General features: G+C 67.1%; 15 protein-coding genes. 8 read left to right on the plus strand and 7 right to left on the minus strand.

Annotated features, from left to right (window positions below):
* Positions 1 to 4: 4 nt before the first annotated feature.
* The 5 genes from gyrB to dnaA form a co-directional block, all read right to left on the minus strand.
* The gene (gyrB, locus tag RIN46_RS11835; RefSeq protein WP_375141886.1) at positions 5 to 1999 is read right to left on the minus strand and encodes a DNA topoisomerase (ATP-hydrolyzing) subunit B; all 1995 of its coding nucleotides are present in this window, start codon (positions 1997 to 1999) and stop codon (positions 5 to 7) included.
* A gap of 367 nt (positions 2000 to 2366) precedes the next feature.
* Positions 2367 to 2978 carry a DciA family protein gene (locus RIN46_RS11840; protein WP_309081784.1) on the minus strand — a complete coding sequence of 204 codons (612 nt, stop codon included), beginning with the start codon at positions 2976 to 2978 and terminating at the stop codon, positions 2367 to 2369.
* On the minus strand, positions 2975 to 4333 hold the full coding sequence (gene recF, locus RIN46_RS11845) for a DNA replication/repair protein RecF (RefSeq protein WP_309081785.1): 1359 nt from the start codon (positions 4331 to 4333) through the stop codon (positions 2975 to 2977). Before recF ends, RIN46_RS11840 begins: the two co-directional genes overlap by 4 nt.
* 16 nt (positions 4334 to 4349) lie before the next feature.
* On the minus strand, positions 4350 to 5474 hold the full coding sequence (gene dnaN, locus RIN46_RS11850; RefSeq protein WP_309081786.1) for a DNA polymerase III subunit beta: 1125 nt from the start codon (positions 5472 to 5474) through the stop codon (positions 4350 to 4352).
* Between the two features lie 407 nt (positions 5475 to 5881).
* On the minus strand, positions 5882 to 7333 hold the full coding sequence (gene dnaA, locus RIN46_RS11855; protein ID WP_309081851.1) for a chromosomal replication initiator protein DnaA: 1452 nt from the start codon (positions 7331 to 7333) through the stop codon (positions 5882 to 5884).
* Between the two features lie 700 nt (positions 7334 to 8033).
* Here dnaA and rpmH point away from each other — a divergent pair.
* The 8 genes from rpmH to RIN46_RS11895 all read left to right on the plus strand — a co-directional run bounded on the left by rpmH (position 8034) and on the right by RIN46_RS11895 (position 15786).
* Positions 8034 to 8171 carry a 50S ribosomal protein L34 gene (gene rpmH / locus RIN46_RS11860; RefSeq protein WP_309081787.1) on the plus strand — a complete coding sequence of 46 codons (138 nt, stop codon included), beginning with the start codon at positions 8034 to 8036 and terminating at the stop codon, positions 8169 to 8171.
* Between the two features lie 51 nt (positions 8172 to 8222).
* Positions 8223 to 8621 carry a ribonuclease P protein component gene (gene rnpA / locus RIN46_RS11865; RefSeq protein ID WP_309081788.1) on the plus strand — a complete coding sequence of 133 codons (399 nt, stop codon included), beginning with the start codon at positions 8223 to 8225 and terminating at the stop codon, positions 8619 to 8621.
* Complete coding sequence (gene yidD / locus RIN46_RS11870) at positions 8614 to 9015, plus strand: membrane protein insertion efficiency factor YidD (protein ID WP_309081789.1); 402 nt, start codon at positions 8614 to 8616, stop codon at positions 9013 to 9015. Before rnpA ends, yidD begins: the two co-directional genes overlap by 8 nt.
* A 5-nt stretch (positions 9016 to 9020) precedes the next feature.
* A complete protein-coding gene (yidC, locus tag RIN46_RS11875) occupies positions 9021 to 9992 on the plus strand; it encodes a membrane protein insertase YidC (protein WP_309081790.1) in 972 nt (323 codons plus the stop codon).
* A 2-nt stretch (positions 9993 to 9994) separates the two neighbouring features.
* A complete protein-coding gene (locus tag RIN46_RS11880) occupies positions 9995 to 10510 on the plus strand; it encodes a R3H domain-containing nucleic acid-binding protein (RefSeq protein ID WP_309081791.1) in 516 nt (171 codons plus the stop codon).
* 102 nt (positions 10511 to 10612) lie between these two features.
* Entirely contained in the window at positions 10613 to 11260 is a 648-nt protein-coding gene (rsmG, locus tag RIN46_RS11885; RefSeq protein WP_309081792.1) for a 16S rRNA (guanine(527)-N(7))-methyltransferase RsmG, read from the plus strand.
* A gap of 80 nt (positions 11261 to 11340) precedes the next feature.
* Positions 11341 to 12237 carry a ParA family protein gene (locus RIN46_RS11890; protein WP_309081793.1) on the plus strand — a complete coding sequence of 299 codons (897 nt, stop codon included), beginning with the start codon at positions 11341 to 11343 and terminating at the stop codon, positions 12235 to 12237.
* A 2196-nt stretch (positions 12238 to 14433) separates the two neighbouring features.
* Positions 14434 to 15786 carry a ParB/RepB/Spo0J family partition protein gene (locus tag RIN46_RS11895; RefSeq protein ID WP_309081794.1) on the plus strand — a complete coding sequence of 451 codons (1353 nt, stop codon included), beginning with the start codon at positions 14434 to 14436 and terminating at the stop codon, positions 15784 to 15786.
* A 200-nt stretch (positions 15787 to 15986) separates the two neighbouring features.
* Here the strand turns inward: RIN46_RS11895 and trxA are convergent, their stop codons facing one another.
* Both trxA and trxB read right to left on the minus strand, forming a co-directional pair.
* Positions 15987 to 16310 carry a thioredoxin gene (gene trxA, locus RIN46_RS11900; RefSeq protein WP_309109467.1) on the minus strand — a complete coding sequence of 108 codons (324 nt, stop codon included), beginning with the start codon at positions 16308 to 16310 and terminating at the stop codon, positions 15987 to 15989.
* A 32-nt stretch (positions 16311 to 16342) separates the two neighbouring features.
* Positions 16343 to 17347 (minus strand): thioredoxin-disulfide reductase, encoded by a 1005-nt coding sequence (trxB, locus tag RIN46_RS11905; RefSeq protein ID WP_309081796.1) that lies wholly within the window; start codon positions 17345 to 17347, stop codon positions 16343 to 16345.
* Between the last annotated feature and the right edge of the window lie 34 nt (positions 17348 to 17381).

The raw sequence follows: 17381 nt of genomic DNA on the forward strand, positions 1-17381 counted from the left end.
CGGATCAGATGTCCAGGAAGCGCACGTCCTTGGCGTTCTGCTGGATGAAGTTGCGGCGGGACTCGACGTCCTCGCCCATCAGGACGGAGAAGATCTGGTCCGCTGCGGCCGCGTCCTCCATGGTGACCTGCTGCAGCGTGCGGTGGGCCGGGTCCATGGTGGTGTCCCACAGCTCCGCGTAGTCCATCTCGCCGAGGCCCTTGTAACGCTGGATGCCGTTGTCCTTGGGCAGTCGCTTGTTGGCGGCCTGTCCCTCGCGGAGCCTGGCGTCGCGCTCGGCGTCGGTGAAGACGTAGTCGTGCGGGGCATTGGACCACTTGATCCGGTACAGCGGCGGCATCGCGAGGAACACGTAGCCGTGCTCGATCAGCGGGCGCATGTAGCGGAAGAGCAGCGTCAGCAGCAGCGTGGTGATGTGCTGGCCGTCGACGTCGGCGTCGGCCATGAGGACGATCTTGTGGTACCGCAGCTTGGCCAGGTCGAACTCCTCGCCGATGCCGGTCCCGAAGGCCGTGATCATCGACTGGACCTCCGTGTTGCCCAGCGCCCGGTCCAGACGGGCCCGCTCCACGTTCAGGATCTTGCCCCGCAGCGGCAGGATGGCCTGGGTCCGCGGGTCGCGGCCGCGCTTGGCGGAGCCGCCGGCGGAGTCGCCCTCGACGATGTAGACCTCGCACTCCGCCGGGTTCTTGGAGGAGCAGTCGGAGAGCTTGCCGGGCATGCCGAACGTCTCCAGCGGGGACTTGCGGCGGGCCGTGTCGCGGGCCTTGCGGGCGGCCAGGCGGGCCTGGGCCGCCAGCAGCCCCTTGCGGACGATGTCGCGCGCCGTGTTCGGGTTGCGCTCCAGCCAGTCGCCGAGCTCCTCGTTGACGACGCCCTGGACGAATCCCTTGGCCAGGGAGTTGCCCAGCTTCGTCTTGGTCTGGCCCTCGAACTGCGGCTCGCCGAGCTTGACCGAGATGACGGCGGTGAGCCCCTCGCGGATGTCGTCGCCCGTGAGGTTCTCGTCCTTCTCCTTGAGCAGGCCCTTGTCGCGCGCATAGCGGTTGACCAGCGACGTCAGCGCGGCACGGAAGCCCTCCTCGTGCGTGCCGCCCTCATGAGTGTTGATCGCGTTGGCGTAGGTGTGGACCGACTCCGAGTAGGCGGTGGTCCACTGCATGGCGATCTCCACCGAGATCATGCGCTCGGTGTCCTCCGTCTCGAAGGCGATGACGTCCGGGTGGACCATCTCGACCTTCTTGGAGGCGTTGAGGTACTTCACGTAGTCGAGCAGACCGTCCTTGTAGAGGTAGTCCACGACGCGGTGCTTCGGCGCGCGCTCCTCGGCCGCCGCCTCGCCGTCCGCGCCCTCGCCGGAACCGTCGGGGTCCGTGACGTCGTCGTCCGTGTCCGCGAGCGTGCGCTCGTCGGTGAGCGTGATGCGCAGGCCCTTGTTCAGGAACGCCATCTGCTGGAAGCGTGCGCGGAGCGTCTCGAAGTCGAACTCCGTGCTCTCGAAGATCGCCGGGTCCGCGTAGAACGTCTGGGTGGTGCCGGTCGCGTCCGTCGCCTCGCCCTGCTCGAGCGGGCCCTGCGGCACGCCGCCGTCGGCGAAGGACATTCGCCAGACGCTGCCCTGGCGGCGGACCTCGGTCTTCACGAGCCGCGAGAGCGCGTTGACGACCGAGATGCCCACGCCGTGCAGGCCGCCGGAGACCGCGTAGCCGCCGCCGCCGAACTTGCCGCCGGCGTGCAGGATGGTCATGACGACCTCGACGGTCGGCTTGCCCTCGGTCGGGTGGATGTCCACCGGGATGCCGCGTCCGTTGTCCTCGACGCGGACGCCGCCGTCCTGCTGCAGGGTGACCTTGATGTGGTCGCAGTGCCCGGCCATGGCCTCGTCGACGGAGTTGTCGACGACCTCGTAGACGAGGTGGTGCAGGCCGCGCATGCCGGTCGAGCCGATGTACATGCCGGGGCGCTTGCGGACAGCCTCGAGCCCCTCGAGCACCGTGATGGCACTGGCCCCGTAGTCGTTGGTGACGCGCCCGCTCTTCTCCGCGGGCGTATTGGCGTTCGGGTACTCCCCAGCTGCCTCCGCGCCGGACGCGGCTCCCCCTGGCGCGTCCTCCGTCGGTTCGGTCGACTGGTTGTGCTCAGTATCCACAGGCGCTGCAGACTCCTCGGGTGTAGGGAAGCTTACCCATGGATTCTACCGCCTGACCCGCGTTTTCGGTGCCGTTTGGATCACCTGTATGGCCTGAAAGGGCAAAAAGTGCCCCCAGAACGCTCCGAGACCCCCTGCGGGTGTCCCGGTACTGACAGGCACCCCCTGCGCTCCTGGCGGCCAATGCTTCCATATGCGCCGAACGGAATGGAGCGGGCTACCCGTAGGTGTCGCGCGGACCGCGGCCCTCGACAGTCCGCCGGCCCTTCCGCCAGCTCGGCGCCAGCGGCCCCAGCACCTCGATCCGGGTGACGATGCCGGGACCGAGCTTCTCGTCGAACGACTTCAGGATGCTGTGGCTGAGGAGCCGCATCTGGGTCGCCCAGCTGCTGGAGTCGCAGCGGACCACCACGGTGGTGCCCTCGAAGCTCTCGGGTCGGCAATGCGAGGCGACCTGGGGGCCGACCAGCTCGGCCCACCGCGACATGACCGATCCGACGGCGACCGGCGAGGTCCACCCGCGGTTCCGGACGAGTCGGCCCAGGACCGAGCCCAGCTCCTGGGGGTCGCGGCCGTCGTCGTACATGGCGGACTGGGTGCGCTTCGCGCGCTTGGCCCGGGCCTCCGCCTGGCGTTCGGCGATCGCCGCGGCCCGCTGGGCGTCGATCCGCGTCTCTCCGCGGCTCTCGGCCATCATCCGCATGCGATTCAGGGTCGCGTGCGCGGCGTCGAAGGTCTGTCCACGGTCCGGTCCCACCTCGGTGGGGGCCTGCCCGGCGGGGCCGTCGCCGGTCCGGCTGTGCTCCGGCTCGTCGCGGTCGCGGTTCATCGGCCTGCTCCGTCCCCCGGCTCACGCACGGTCGGCTCCGCGTCGGCCGGGCCCGAGCGCTCTGGCAGAGCGCTCCCCTGGTCCATCCCCTCCGCCGCGTCGCCGGCGGAGGGCCGGATCTCCGGTGGGGCTGGCTCCGGCCCGGTGCCCTCCTGCACGACGGCGCCCGGCGTCACGCGCAGGACGCGTCCGCCGAGGCCCTCGGGGACGTCGGCGTCGACGGCCGCGGTCACGATGACCTGCTCGGCGCCCGTCACCACAGCGGCGAGGCGGGCGCGGCGGGACGCGTCGAGCTCCGCGAAGACGTCGTCCAGGATCAGGACGGGCCCGGCACCAGGCCGGGGATCGTCGTCGAGCATGGCCTGGTACGAGGCGAGGCGGAGGGAGAGGGCCAGCGACCACGTCTCGCCGTGGGACGCGAAGCCCTTCGCCGGGGCCTCGCCGAGGGTGAGCAGCAGGTCGTCGCGGTGCGGGCCGACCAGCGTCATACCGCGTTCGACCTCGCGCGGTCGCTTCGAGGCGAGGCTCTGCCGGAGGCGTTCCTCGAGCTCGTCGGCGCCCAAACCGAGCAGGCCGTCCACTGAGTCCTGGCCGGGCTGGGACTCGGAGACCGGGCCGGTGCCGGGGACCTCGTCGTCGTCCTCGAGGTCCTGGACCATGGTGGAGCGGTACGTGGCGGAGACCGCCTTGCTGCCGTCGGTGAGCGAGGCATAGGCCGAGCCCAGCGGGGCGGCGATCCGGGAGAGGACGTCGAACCGGCCGCGCAGGACCCGGGCGCCGGCCTGGGCCAGATGGTGGTCCCACACGTCGAGGGTCGCCTCGTGCTGGCTGGTCAGCCGCCCGGCCGCGCGGGCGGATTTCAGGAGCGCGTTGCGCTGCTTGAGCACCCGCTCGTAGTCACTGCGCGTCGCGGCCTGATGGGGCTGCAGGACGACCAGCAGATCGTCGAGGAAACGCCTCCGGTGCGACGGATCGCCTTTGACGAGCGCGAGGTCCTCCGGGGCGAAGAGGACCGTGCGCAGGATCCCGAGGATGTCGCGGGCACGCACCGGATTGGAGCGGTTGATCCGGGCCCGGTTCGACCGGCCGCTGGTGATCTCGAGCTCGAGGGCCGTCGCCTGATTGTTCCGGACGACCTGCGCTCGGACGATCGCGCGCTCGGCACCGAAACGTAGCAGGGAGGCATCCGCCGTGACGCGGTGGGAGCCGAGTGTGGCGAGATACCCGACGGCCTCGGCGATGTTGGTCTTGCCGACGCCGTTGGCCCCGACCAGGACCGTGGTCCCGGGTGCGAGCTCGAGGTCCAGGTGCGGGTAGCTCCGGAAGTCCGTCAGCGACAGGTGTGAGATGTACACGCGGTGTCGCTGCGGATCAGTCGTTCGGCAGACGCACCGGCATGACGAGGTACCGGTAGGCGTCGGAGTCCTCGCCCTCGAGCGAGTCCTGCGCCGTGATCATGGCCGGCTTGGGAGCGGAGGTGAAGGAGAACCGCACGAACTCGCTGTTGAAGGCGTTGAGGCCCTCGCTGAGGTAGGCGGGGTTGAACGCGACCGTGATGTCCTCGCCGTCCAGGTGGGCCTCGATGGTCTCCTCGGCCTTGGCGTCCTCGCCCGTGCCGGCGTCGAGGGAGACCTGGCCCTGCGTGAAGGCGAGCCGGACCGGGGTGTTGCGCTCGGCGACCACGGACACGCGGCGCACGACCTCGACGAGCGACGATGTGCTCACGGTGGCATGGATCGGCGTGTTCTCGGGGAACAGCGAGCGGATCTTGGGGTAGTCGCCGTCGACCAGCAGCGAAGTGGTGCGCCGGCTGCCGCTCTCGAAGCCGATGAGATCGCCGTTCGCGGCCAGGGCGAGCTTCAGCTCGCCTCCGCTGGCCAGGGTGCGGGCGACCTCGTTGAGGGTCTTCGCCTTGACCAAGGCCGAGGTGGAGATGCCCGGGGTGAGGGGACGCCAGCTGACCTCGCGCATCGCCAGTCGGTACCGGTCGGTGGCGAGGAACGTGATGAGGTCGTCCTCGATCTCCATCTTGACGCCGGTGAGCACCGGGAGGGTGTCGTCCTTCGAGGCGGCGACGACGACCTGGCTGATGGCGGAGGCGAAGGCCTCCCCGTCGACAATCCCTGCGACCTCGGGCAGGGCCGGGAGATCTGGGTATTCCTCGACAGGCATGGTCGGCACATGGAAGCGGCTGCGTCCGCAGGAGACGTTGACCTTGGACCCCTCGGTCTCGAGGGTCGCCCGGGCCTGGGGGAGGCTGCGGGTGATCTCGGCGAGGAGCTTGCCCGAGACGAGGGTGGTCCCCTCCTCCTCGACGTCCGCTGCGATCTCGATGCGGGCGGAGACCTCGTAGTCGAATCCGGCGAGGGTGACGGTGCCGTTGCCGGCCGTCATCAGGATGCCGGCGAGGACAGGGGAGGGCGGACGCTGCGACAGGGAACGAGCAGTCCAAGAGACAGCCTCGGCCAGGACGTCTCTCTCAACACTGAACTTCACTGAACGCTCCGCCTTTCACAGCCACCGACATCGAACTACGCGTGCAAGCTTAGCCCGAAGGGCGAAGCGAAAGATACGCGCTCCAGCTCCGTCCCGGAGTGGTCGTTCCGTGGCTCGGAGGGCGGGTGTCCGGGATCGGGGACTTGTTATCTGGAGGTCTTCATTCAAGGGATAGGAGTGTTAATAACCGGTGTGGAAACTGTGGATAACCATCCTCCCCTGCGGCGTCGCGGGCTTTAAGGCTGTTCACAAGCTGTGGGCTCGCGGACCCGTCGACAGGGAGGGCCGGTGGACAGGGATCCGCGTGTTTTCCGGCCTCCACAGGTGACCCTGTAGTTATCCGCAGCTACGGGCCCCGGTCCACTTAACTGTCCACAGAGTTGTCCACAGCTGTGGTTTTCGTCGTGTCAGCCGCGGCGCTGCTGCTGCTTGATGCGGTTCGTCAGCTCCGTGACCTGGTTGAACACGGAGCGCCGCTCGGCCATGAGCTCGCGGATCTTGCGGTCGGCGTGGATGACCGTGGTGTGATCGCGGCCGCCCAGCACGGCGCCGATCTTCGGCAGCGACATGTCCGTGAGCTCGCGGAGCAGGTACATCGCGATCTGCCGTGCCGTGACCAGGGTTCGTGTGCGCGACTTGCTGTTGAGCTCCTCGATCGTGAGGCTGAAGTACTCGGCGGTCTGGGCGATGATCGCCTGCGGTGTGATCTCCTGTGCGTCCTCGTCGGTGATGAGGTCCTTGAGCACGGTCTCGGCCAGGGCCATGTCCACGGCCTGGTTGTTGAGGGAGGCGAAGGCCGTCACACGGATCAGCGCGCCCTCGAGCTCGCGGATATTGGTCGAGATCTTCGACGCGATGTACTCCATCACGTCGTCGGGCGCGCGCAACCCCTCCGCCTCCGCCTTCTTGCGGAGGATCGCGATGCGCGTCTCCAGCTCCGGCGGCTGGATGTCCGTGATCAGGCCCCACTCGAACCGCGAGCGCATGCGGTCCTCGAACCCGGCGAGCTGCTTCGGGGGCAGGTCGGAAGTGATGACCACCTGCTTGGTGTCGTTGTACAACGCATTGAACGTGTGGAAGAACTCCTCCTGGGTCGCATCCTTGTTCGCCAGGAACTGGATGTCGTCGATCAGCAGGATGTCGACGTTGCGGTACGTCTGCTTGAAGCTCGTTCCCTCGTCGTCACGGATGGAGTTGATGAAGTCGTTGGTGAACTCCTCCGAGTTCACGTAGCGGACGCGGATCCCGTTGAACAAGTGCCGGGCGTAGTGGCCGATCGCGTGCAGCAGGTGCGTCTTGCCCAGTCCGGAGTCGCCGTAGATGAACAGCGGATTGTAGGCCTTGGCCGGCCCCTCGGCCACGGCCGCGGCCGCGGCATGGGCGAACCGGTTGGAGGCTCCGATGACGAACGTGTCGAAGATGTACTTGGGGTTCAGCCGCCCCATCTCCTGGGAGTTCGACGGCGGCGTCGGCATGGGGGTCGGACCCGTCCGGGGCCGTGAGCCCTCGGCGCGGTACTCCGCGACGTTCTGCAGCACCCGGTTCTGGTCCGCCGCGTTGGCGATGCCGCGATTCTCCTCCGGCTGGTTTTCGGTGCTCGCCACTGCGGCGCGGACCGGCTCCGGGTCCGGGTCCCGCTGCTCGCGCAGCGAGGAGTCGACGCTGAACGCGCAGCGGATATCGGCCTCGAAGACCTGCTGCAGAGCGCTGGAGAGCGGCTCCGAGAGCTGCGTCTGGAGTACATCGCGGGTGAGGTCGTCCGGCACGGCGACCAGAAGGGTGGTGTCGATCAGCCCCTGCGGCTGGGCGAAGGTCACGAACGCCCGCTGGCGTGGGCTGACCCGGTCGTTCTGCTCCATGAGGTAGACGACCTGGCGCCACTGAGAGCCGAGATCGTTGGAGGCGTCCGAAGTCACGTGCCTGAGTTCCCTTCGAAGAAGTACGTCGAGCTGGCGAGGCGCCACCGGGGGCGTCCTCCCGGCACTGGTGGTGCTCGGGCCGGAGCACCCACTGTAGTCGATATCCACAGTCTTATTCACAGCCGTGGATAACTCTTGAGGTGAGCTGCGGCTGCGTCGGCCGTCCGCTCCTACCTACTTACACGCGTGTCATTCCGGTGGCGGAGGCGTGATCCACAGAATCCACAGGCGGTGTGGACAGGCTGTGGACAACGGCGCGCCGTCCACACCTGTGGACTTCGGATCCACACATTGTGGAGCGCCCCCAGGGACTCTCGCTCTGGGCGGTTCTCATGGCTGCCCCCCGTCGGTCAGAGGCGCGGCTGAGGGAGACGCCGGGGTCCCCCACGGCGCTCACCGGCGGGTCCATTTGACGGGCCGGCGCGGCGTCCCCTATCGTTGTTTAGTCCTGTGTGTCCGCTTTTGGTGGATTCTCATGCCCACGCTCGCAGCGGGGAGGACCGGGGGAACCCGGACCATCCGCCCGGCCGACGGGGCAGGGGAGCCCGAGAAGTCGGCACCGAATACGAGCGTCAGCCTGTTCTTCCCCCCTGTAGCAACGGGTTAAGGCGCATCAAATGATCGTCTTGGAGTTACTACTGTGAGCAAGCGGACTTTTCAGCCGAATAACCGCCGTCGTGCCAAGAAGCACGGCTTCCGTCTTCGTATGCGCACCCGTGCCGGCCGCGCCATCCTGGCCGCCCGCCGTGGCAAGGGCCGCAGCGACCTCGCTGCCTAAATCCGAGCAGTCCTCGCCGGCGCACCGATAGAACCGGACAGGTCGACAGACATGTTGCCGAAGGTTCACCGCGTGCGCACCGCGCGAGACTTCTCCACCACCGTACGTTCCGGCGCCCGCTCTGGGCGCCGGAACGTCGTGCTATATGCACACCGTCACGAGGGCGCCACGCGGTTCGGCTTCATCGTCTCCAAGGCGGTGGGGAACGCGGTCACCCGCAACCTCGTCAAGCGGAGGCTGCGCGCCATCGCGGCCGAGCTCCTGCACGAGTACCCTGACGGCTACGACGTCGTGGTACGCGCCCTGCCCGCAGCGGCCGACGCCGGTTGGGCCGAGCTCCGCGACGGCGTGCGCGCGGCCCTGCGCTCCGGCGTGAAGTCCGCTGCCCAGCGGGCGTCCCACACCGGGGCCGGAGGGAGAGCTCGACATGAGCGGGCAGCAGATGAGTAAGGACCGTGGGCCGGCCGACGCCGTCGTCCCCGGTCCCCCTCGGCCCGGACCGCTGGCACTGCTGCTGGACCTGCCGCGTCTGGCGCTGATCGGCCTGCTCAAGGCCTACCGCGCCGTGATCTCCCCGGTCTACGGCGACGTCTGCAAGTACTTCCCCAGCTGCTCCGCCTATGCTCTGGAGGCCGTGACGGTCCATGGAGCGGTGCGCGGACTGTACCTGGCGGTGCGACGCATCGGCCGGTGCAACCCCTTCAGCCACGGCGGGATCGACCACGTGCCGCCCGGCCGCCGGATTTGGCCGGAGGGCCGCACCCCCAAGATCATGGTGTTGAATCATCCACCGATTCCCGCCGACGATGAAGATGACGCCGCGAGCGCGGCACGAGGAGCTTGAGAGTAATGGGATTCTTCGACACGATCCTGTGGCCGTTCCGTATGGCCGTTTCCTGGGTCCTGCGTGTCTGCCACGAGGGCTTGGGCTTCCTGGGTCTGGACCCGCAGTCGGGCTGGAACTGGGCGCTGTCGATCGTGCTCCTGGTGATCGTCATCCGGTCCGCGCTCATTCCGGTCTTCGTCAAGCAGATCAAGGCCCAGCGGGCCATGCAGGCGCTCCAGCCGGAGCTGCGCAAGCTGCAGGCCAAGTACAAGGGCAAGAAGGACCAGCTCTCGCAGCAGGCGATGATCGCCGAGCAGCGCGAGCTGTTCAAGAAGCACAAGACGAACCCGCTCTCGTCGTGCCTGCCGCTGCTGATCCAGATGCCGTTCTTCTTCGCGCTGTTCACGGTGCTGAACAACGCGCACGTCGCCTCCGATGCCGGCGAGGGCATCGGTGCTCTCACGGCGGAGCAGACGCACAACTTCGCCGTCTCCTCGATCTTCGGTGCGGGCCTCTCCGAGACCTTCCTGGGCACCTTCAACTCCGGGTCGCCGCAGGTCCAGGTCATCGTCCTGTCGGTCGTCATGATCATCGCCATGGTGGCGTCGCAGTTCATCACGCAGCGCCAGATCATGACGAAGAACATGACCAAGGAGGCCCTCGAAGGCCCCTTCATGCAGCAGCAGAAGATGATGCTCTACATCCTGCCGCTCGTCTTCGGCATCGGTGGCATCAACTTCCCGATCGGCGTCCTCATCTACTGGACCGCCACCAACGTGTGGACGCTCGCCCAGCAGTACTACATCATCCGGCGCAACCCGACGCCCGGTTCCCAGGCCGAGCGCGAGCTCAACGAGCGCCGGGCCGCCAAGGGCCTGCCGCCCATCGGGCAGAAGCGCAAAGACGAGGCCGAGGCGGCCCAGGCACGGGCCGTCGCCATCGAGGCCAAGGGCCAGCGCGCGCAGCCGCAGCGCAAGAACCGTAGGAAGAAGTAGCCATGACCGAGGCCCAGGAAGTCCTGCCCGACGAGGAGTCGAGCGGCTCGCGTCTCGAGGAGGAGGGCGACGTCGCGGCGGACTACCTCGAGGAGCTGCTCGACATCGCCGACATCGACGGCGATATCGACATCGAGATCCGCAGCGGACGCACCTACATCTCGATCGTCCAGGAGGACGGCGACGAGTCGGCCCTCCGGGAGCTGCTCGGCCGCAACGGCGAGGGGCTCGAGGCCCTGCAGGAGCTCGTGCGGCTCGCGGTGCTCACCACCACGGGGAACCGCTCGCGGCTCGTGCTGGACATCCTCGGCTACCGCCGCGGCCGGACCGCCGAGCTGACCAAGCTGGCGGAGAACGCCGTGGCCCAGGCGAAGGACTCCGGCGAGGAGGTGGCGCTCGAGCCGATGTCGGCCTACGAGCGGAAGATCGTGCACGACGTCGTTGCGGATCTGGGCCTGCAGAGCGCGTCCGATGGCGAGGGGCCGGGGCGTCACGTCGTCGTCTCGGTCGAGGCGTAGCACCGACGTCGCGTCGGAACGAGCACGCCCACGGGCCGCGTGCCCGCATGCAGCGGGGGAGCGACGAGTTCCCGCGCGGAGACCGGCTGGAAGGAAACACGAGTGGTTGAGAATTTCACGCCGACGGACGCCGAGCGCGTTGCGGCCCAGACCGTCTTCGGCGACCGGCTGGAGCTGGCGGAGCGGTACGTGGAGCATCTGGCGACGTCCGGTATCGAGCGCGGCCTCCTCGGGCCCCGTGAGGTGCCACGGCTGTGGGGACGGCATGTGCTGAACTGCGCGGTCGTCACTGAGCTCATCGCTCCGGACGCCACCGTGGCGGACGTCGGCAGCGGTGCCGGTCTTCCAGGTCTGACCTTCGCCTTGGCCCGCCCCGACCTCGACATCACACTGATCGAGCCGTTGGAGCGCCGGTGCATCTGGCTCAACGAAGTCATCGATGACCTCGGTCTCTCGAACGTGAGAGTCCTGCGGGGCCGCTCGGAGCAGTTCTTCGACGACGTCGAGGTCGACGTCGTGACCGCGCGCGCCGTGTCGGCCCTGGCGAAGCTGGCCGGTCTCACTATCCCGCTGCTCGGTGGCCGGGGAGAACTCCTGGCACTCAAGGGTCGCAGCGCCGCCGAGGAAATCGAGAAGGCCGCGAAGGTCATCCGCAGACTCGGCGGTCGCGACGCCGAGGTGCTGACGACGGGTGCGGCCGTTCTGGACGAGCCGACCACGGTCGTCCGTGTCCCGGTGGGCGCGGCCTGAACCGATAGTCTGTATGCGCGTCCGCGTACGCCGCACACGGAAGTGAACCCCTTCTGGAAGAGTCTCGAGTTCGGAACAAGATGGACACCATGGATGACAGCACCCCGCTAGCCAGCCAGCTGCTCAACGAGAGCAAGCGGCGCGAGCGCCTCAAGGGTCGTGCGTTGCCAGAGCCGGATCGGACCCGCTTCTTCACCATCAGCAATCAGAAGGGTGGCGTCGGCAAGACGACGACGACGGTTAACGTCGCGGCTGCGCTCGCTCAGGCCGGTTTGAACGTCCTCGTGGTTGATATCGACCCTCAGGGCAATGCTTCGACGGCTCTTGGCATCGAGCACCATGCCGAGGTGGAGAGCATCTACGACGTTCTGATCAACGACGTCCCGCTCGAAGAGGTCATCGCCCCGTGCCCCGACTTCGAGACGCTCTGCGTGGCTCCAGCGACCATTCACCTGGCAGGTGCCGAGATCGAACTGGTCTCCCTCGTCGCACGCGAGCAGCGTCTGCGCCGCGCACTGGACGAGTACGCCAAGTACCGCGAGAAGCAGGGCATGCCGCGGCTCGACTACGTGTTCATCGATTGTCCACCGAGTCTGGGACTGCTCACGGTGAATGCGTTCGTCGCCGCTCGTGAGGTCCTCATCCCCATCCAGTGCGAGTACTACGCACTCGAGGGACTGAGCCAGCTGCTGAAGAACATCGAGATGATCCAGAAGCATCTCAATGGCGAACTGGTGGTCTCCACCATCCTGCTGACGATGTACGACGGCCGTACCAACTTGGCGGCACAGGTTGCGCAGGAGGTGCGTGAGCACTTCCCGAACGAGGTGCTCGAGGCCGTGATCCCGCGCAGCGTGCGCATCTCGGAGGCGCCCAGCTACCAGCAGACGGTCATCACCTACGACAAGAGCTCGACGGGTGCACTTTCCTACATGGAGGCCGCGGCTGAGATCGCTGATCGGGGCGTTACGGCCTAGCCGTAGAGGCTTGGTCAAGGCCCGCCCGGCATCGTGCCTGGCGGGCCTTGTCGTGGGCTGTAGGTCAGAAGCGTGGAGAGTCTGCCCCCTGCGCCCTGTTCCGTAGGTCGTTTCACGTGAAACGGAGAGCAGCTCGTGAGCGCTAGCTGTCACCCTGAAATGCACGCGCATCTCTCGTGGGCGCCGGTGTAGAAGGCGTCGTGTGGGATCACTGCGTCTTTACGGGAGTTCCCCGGTGCTGCCCTTCAAGGAATGCGTTTCACGTGAAACGATGCCTCGGGACGCGCACCTGCTCCTCCTGCGGCGCCGCCCTCTGAGCAGTCTAATGATGTGCGAGACGTCCGTAGCTTGTCTACGGGCTTGCGGCTGCGTGCTGAAGGGCCTGATCCGCCCGGCCTATCGGCCCGGTCGCGGGACGTGAGGGCCGCACCTGGGGAGCCCCAAACCAACCCACTGACTCTGCACGGAACCAGTGGCACGGCCACGGTCAGGGCGGAAGCGGCGAGCTGCTCGCCTCCGACGCAATGCGAGTTGCTTCGAGAGAGCCTATGGAGACGTAGCGTCGTTTCACGTGAAACGACATCTTCTCCGGGGAGAACGCGGAGGACGACCGTCAGAAATCGGTCTGAGTCGACCGCGCAGGGGTGGGTCGAGGGCGGGCACTGCGGACCCGGCGTCTGCGAACTCGGTCGGATCCGGATTGAGTCCGCGGCCAGCGGCCCAACACCGGGTCGGGATCGGGAATCGCTGTTGTCGTCCCGGTCTCGCCTGGCTGACAGAGCGCTCCGACAGCGCCGGTCGCGGGGCTGGGAGAGCTTCGCCCCCTGAGATTGCGGCCCGGACCGAGGATGCGCGAGCTCGTACTCAGAGGCAGCGGGGGAGATGTTCGCCATTGGGTCCGTTTCGCTTTGATGTGCCGGTCCTGTGACTTCTCGGCCGAGCTCTACCATCACCGTTGGATGGTGCCTCTGACGCTCGCGATGAGGCGCTGGAGGTGTTTCACGTGGAACCGATTCTCGCTGGGGACGTATGAGATGAGTTCGGCGAGTGCGGGCGCGGTTGATGTGGCCGGGGGACTGACGCACGGTGGATGCGGGGATCGCTCCGGTTTGACCAAGTACGGGAGGCGGTGTGCTGGCGCTAGGGGCGCATCGGAAGGCGCCTGGGAGCGTGCCTCCGCCGAGGGAACACGGGACGGCACCTCGTCCGCGAAGAAGCAGACGAGACGTGAATTGACAACTGTCGCTGGGCGAAAGCCAGAGTGGCTGAGCCTAGCGAGCCAGGTACCGCGCGGCAAGCAGACACGTCAAGTCCCCACTCGCTGAGCATGCACGCCGGAAGTGTGCTCTGTAGGTTGCGCCCTGTGAGAACCAAGTCGATCTCGTAGCGATTCACTGGGGGTGAGCGACCGGATGAGGGTCGGGGGGAGGGGGCGAACACCGGAGCGACATTCATTGGTACGCACTGGGGCTTCGGGCTGCATCGCTCCTTAAATGAACTGTGCGTGGTGGGCCGTCGTGCGCCGACGACCCGTACTGAATGGAGTACCTGTCACCGGTGGCTGGAATCTGCTCCGGTCGGCCCCTTGCGCGTGTTTCACGTGAAACGAGAGATGCCGAGCTGGACACCGACGCGGCGGTCGTAGGTCGTTGCCCAGCGAATGGGGTAGAAGGCACCAAGGGGATGGAGTCCCACCGGGAGCCGAACGCCTCGAGCACACCATCGAGGCAGTCACCGAACACAGACTGGCTGTACCTCAAGCTCGCGCGAACGCTTCGAGGGAGTATCAAGACCTGCTTCCTCGCAGACCGTCGTTTCACGTGAAACGATCGATGCCTCATGATCGGCCGCGCGAGAACGGAACCCGCAGCCGCTCATCGCACACATCCATACCGGGGCGCACCGACGAGACCACAGCTCGCTACCCCGATCATCGCGCCAGCGGCCTCCCAGGAACTCCGACGGGGCGCGGCGTCTACGAGTCGGCAACCAGGCCGATACGCGATGCGATCACCAGCGTTTCACGTGAAACCAGCGGCCGGGCCGGTGCCGCGCCGCTTCGTGCTCGGCCGCGGCGCCCTGCGCCCCTGGATAGGGGACCGGTATGTCCACAGGTTCGACTCGCGGGCCAGTAAACTAGGCGAAGGGCTGGGGCGGACTTTCCGCCCGCGGTGGTGCACTTCGAGAGGGAGTTGAATGACTGAGAAGCGACGGGGTCTAGGACGGGGTTTGGGAGCGTTGATCTCGAGCACGCCTCCGGCCGACCAGGAGGGCGAGGACACAGGGGTTGCCCTGTCGACGTCGCGTGCCGGCGAGCCGAAGGCCGAGAGTACCGATGTCATCGTCGGCGAATCGACGGCTCTGCGGGCCAAGCCCGCTGAGAAAGCCCTGAAGGCCCCTCAGAAGGACTCAAAGAACCCCGGCGGGACCCCGGCCGCGGGAGACCCCAAGACATCCCAGAATGGCCGCCGCAGGGCTCGGCCCGTCGATATGTTTTTCACCCCGGGGCCGGCCGCAGCGCCTGGAGTCGAGGCGTCCCCACCGAGCAAGAAGTCCACCGGCAAGGCCTCCGGAAAGCGTCCCGCCATGCCGGACGTGATCGGACAGGCCCGTGCGCGGTCGGCGTCGTCGGCCCCTGAAGCGGACCCGGTGCAGAATGTAGCGCCCGATGCGGTCGCCGAGGAGCTGGGCGACGACGTCAGCGAGGTTTCACGTGAAACGCTAGTCCCCGTACCCGGAGCTTCCTTCGCGGAGATCCCGGTCTCCAGCATCCACCCGAATCGCAAACAGCCCCGCCAGGTCTTCGACGAGGACGATATGGCCGAGCTGGTGCACTCGATCAGGGAGGTCGGCCTGCTCCAGCCGATCGTGGTGCGCCCCTCTCCAGAGGACGGAGCGGAGCAGTACGAGCTGGTCATGGGTGAACGCCGGTGGCGTGCCACGCAGGAGGCTGGGCTCGACACCATTCCGGCGATCGTCCGGCAGACAACCAACGAGGATCTCCTACGCGACGCCCTCCTCGAGAACCTGCACCGTTCGCAGCTCAACCCCCTGGAGGAAGCTGCCGCCTACCAGCAGCTACTGGAGGAATTCGGGTGCACGCAGGAGGAGCTCTCGGCGCGCATCGGGCGTTCTCGGCCGCAGATCTCGAACACTATCCGCCTCATGAAGCTGCCGCCCCTGGTGCAGCGACGCGTGGCTGCCGGCGTGTTGAGCCAGGGTCATGCGCGCGCCCTCCTCGCGCTGACGGACCCGGCCGAGGTGGAGCGGCTGGCGCAGCGGATTGTGGCCGAGGGACTCTCGGTGCGGGCCACCGAGGAGATCGTCGCGATGAGTGACGGGGTAGAGCAGAAGCGCAAGGCCTCCAGGCCGCGGTCCAATGCCCGCCACGAGCGCCTCGACTATCTGGCGACGTCACTGTCCGATCGACTGGATACCAACGTCAAGATCACGCTCGGCGCCAAGAAGGGCAAGGTCGCCATCGAGTTCGCGAGTGTGGATGACCTCAATCGCATCATGGGACTCATCGCGCCCGAAGCGGACCAGTAGTAGGTCGAACGTCTGGACACCACCGCCATGCCGTCCTCACGCGGGTTCGGCCAGGGTGTTGCGGGCCGAACGGTGCGTTACCAAACGAACTAGGTTGTGAATCGGAGCAAGTTCGTTCGGCGGTCCCGTATGGGGCTTAAAAGACGGTGGGCGGCAATCCCTTCTCGGGATTGCCGCCCACCGCTGCTTCACAGAACTCTCTACAGGTAGTCGGCGAACTCCTGCTCGATGACCTGCTTGGGCTTCGCGCCGACAGAGCTGGCGACGTGCTCGCCGCCCTTGAAGACGTACACCGCCGGGATGGAGGTGATGCCGTACTTGGCCGCGATACCCGGGTTCTCGTCCACGTTGACCTTCACCACGTCGACCTTCTCGGCGTGTTCCTCGGCGATCTGGTCGAGGATGGGGGAGAGCATGCGGCAGGGACCGCACCACTCAGCCCAGAAGTCGACGATGACGGGCTTGCTGTTGTCCAGCACGTCCGCCTGGAAGGTGGCCTCGGTGACATCTTTGGCAGTGCTCATTCTGTACCCCTTTCGGTGTGGGCTTCGGAGAATCAGAGGGAGGCGGTCGCGGATGCGTCTGCCTCGTCTTCGGCGCCCAGATCGTGCGAGACGCCCAGGTTGCCGAGGTAGTGCTCGACGTCGACGGCGGCAGCGCAGCCCGAGCCGGCGGCCGTGATGGCCTGACGGTAGGTCGAGTCGATGACGTCGCCCGCGGCGAAGACGCCGGGAAGGCTCGTCTTGGAGGTGCGGCCCTGAACGGCGATGTTCCCGTCCTCCGTGAGGTCCAGCTGGTCCCGGACCAGATCGACCCGCGGATCCGAGCCGATGGCGACGAACAGACCGGTGACGGGCAGATCGGTCGTCGTCCCATCGACGAGGTTCCGCACCTTCACGCCCGTGAGCTTTCCGTCGCCGTCGAAGCCCTCCACCGCGCTGTTCCAGATGAAGTCGATCTTGGGGTGCTGGAGCGCACGGTCCGCCATCGTCTTGGACGCGCGGAGCGCGTCGCGACGGTGGATGACGGTGACCTTCGCGGCGAACTTCGTGAGGAAGAGGGCCTCCTCCATGGCAGAGTCGCCACCACCGACGACGGCGATCTCCTGGTCGCGGAAGAAGAACCCGTCGCACGTCGCGCACCAGGAGATCCCGTGGCCGGAGAGCTCCTTCTCGCCCGGGAGGCCCAGCTCACGGTAGGCCGAGCCGGTCGACACGATGATCGCGCGCGCCTTATAGACCTTTCCGCTGGCCAGCGTGACGGTCTTGATGGGAGCTGCCAGCTCCAGGCTCGCGACGTCCTCGTACTGGATCTCCGCACCGAACCGGTCGGCCTGCTGGCGCATGTTCTCCATGAGGTCGGGGCCCATGACGCCCTCGGGGAACCCGGGGAAGTTCTCGACATCGGTCGTGTTCATGAGATCGCCACCGGCGGTCACGGAGCCGGCGATGACCAGCGGCTCCAGATTGGCGCGCGCGGTGTAGATGGCGGCCGTGTATCCGGCCGGACCGGAGCCCACGATGATGACGTTGCGGATCGACTCTGCTGCTTCAGTGGCCACTCGGGGTGAACCTTCCTGGTACGAGTCTCGACAC

Origin of the sequence: Zhihengliuella sp., from assembly GCF_031178195.1 — a bacterium.
Classification (GTDB): domain Bacteria; phylum Actinomycetota; class Actinomycetes; order Actinomycetales; family Micrococcaceae; genus Zhihengliuella.

Coding starts and splice junctions, on each gene's coding strand:
- dnaA (WP_309081851.1), bottom strand. CDS start 7,333: ATGGAGCAGAACGACCGGGTCAGCCCACGCCAGCGGGCGTTCGTGACC.
- yidC (WP_309081790.1), top strand. CDS start 9,021: ATGGGATTCTTCGACACGATCCTGTGGCCGTTCCGTATGGCCGTTTCC.
- yidD (WP_309081789.1), top strand. CDS start 8,614: ATGAGTAAGGACCGTGGGCCGGCCGACGCCGTCGTCCCCGGTCCCCCT.
- RIN46_RS11895 (WP_309081794.1), top strand. CDS start 14,434: ATGACTGAGAAGCGACGGGGTCTAGGACGGGGTTTGGGAGCGTTGATC.
- trxA (WP_309109467.1), bottom strand. CDS start 16,310: ATGAGCACTGCCAAAGATGTCACCGAGGCCACCTTCCAGGCGGACGTG.
- RIN46_RS11880 (WP_309081791.1), top strand. CDS start 9,995: ATGACCGAGGCCCAGGAAGTCCTGCCCGACGAGGAGTCGAGCGGCTCG.
- RIN46_RS11890 (WP_309081793.1), top strand. CDS start 11,341: ATGGACACCATGGATGACAGCACCCCGCTAGCCAGCCAGCTGCTCAAC.
- rnpA (WP_309081788.1), top strand. CDS start 8,223: ATGTTGCCGAAGGTTCACCGCGTGCGCACCGCGCGAGACTTCTCCACC.
- RIN46_RS11840 (WP_309081784.1), bottom strand. CDS start 2,978: ATGAACCGCGACCGCGACGAGCCGGAGCACAGCCGGACCGGCGACGGC.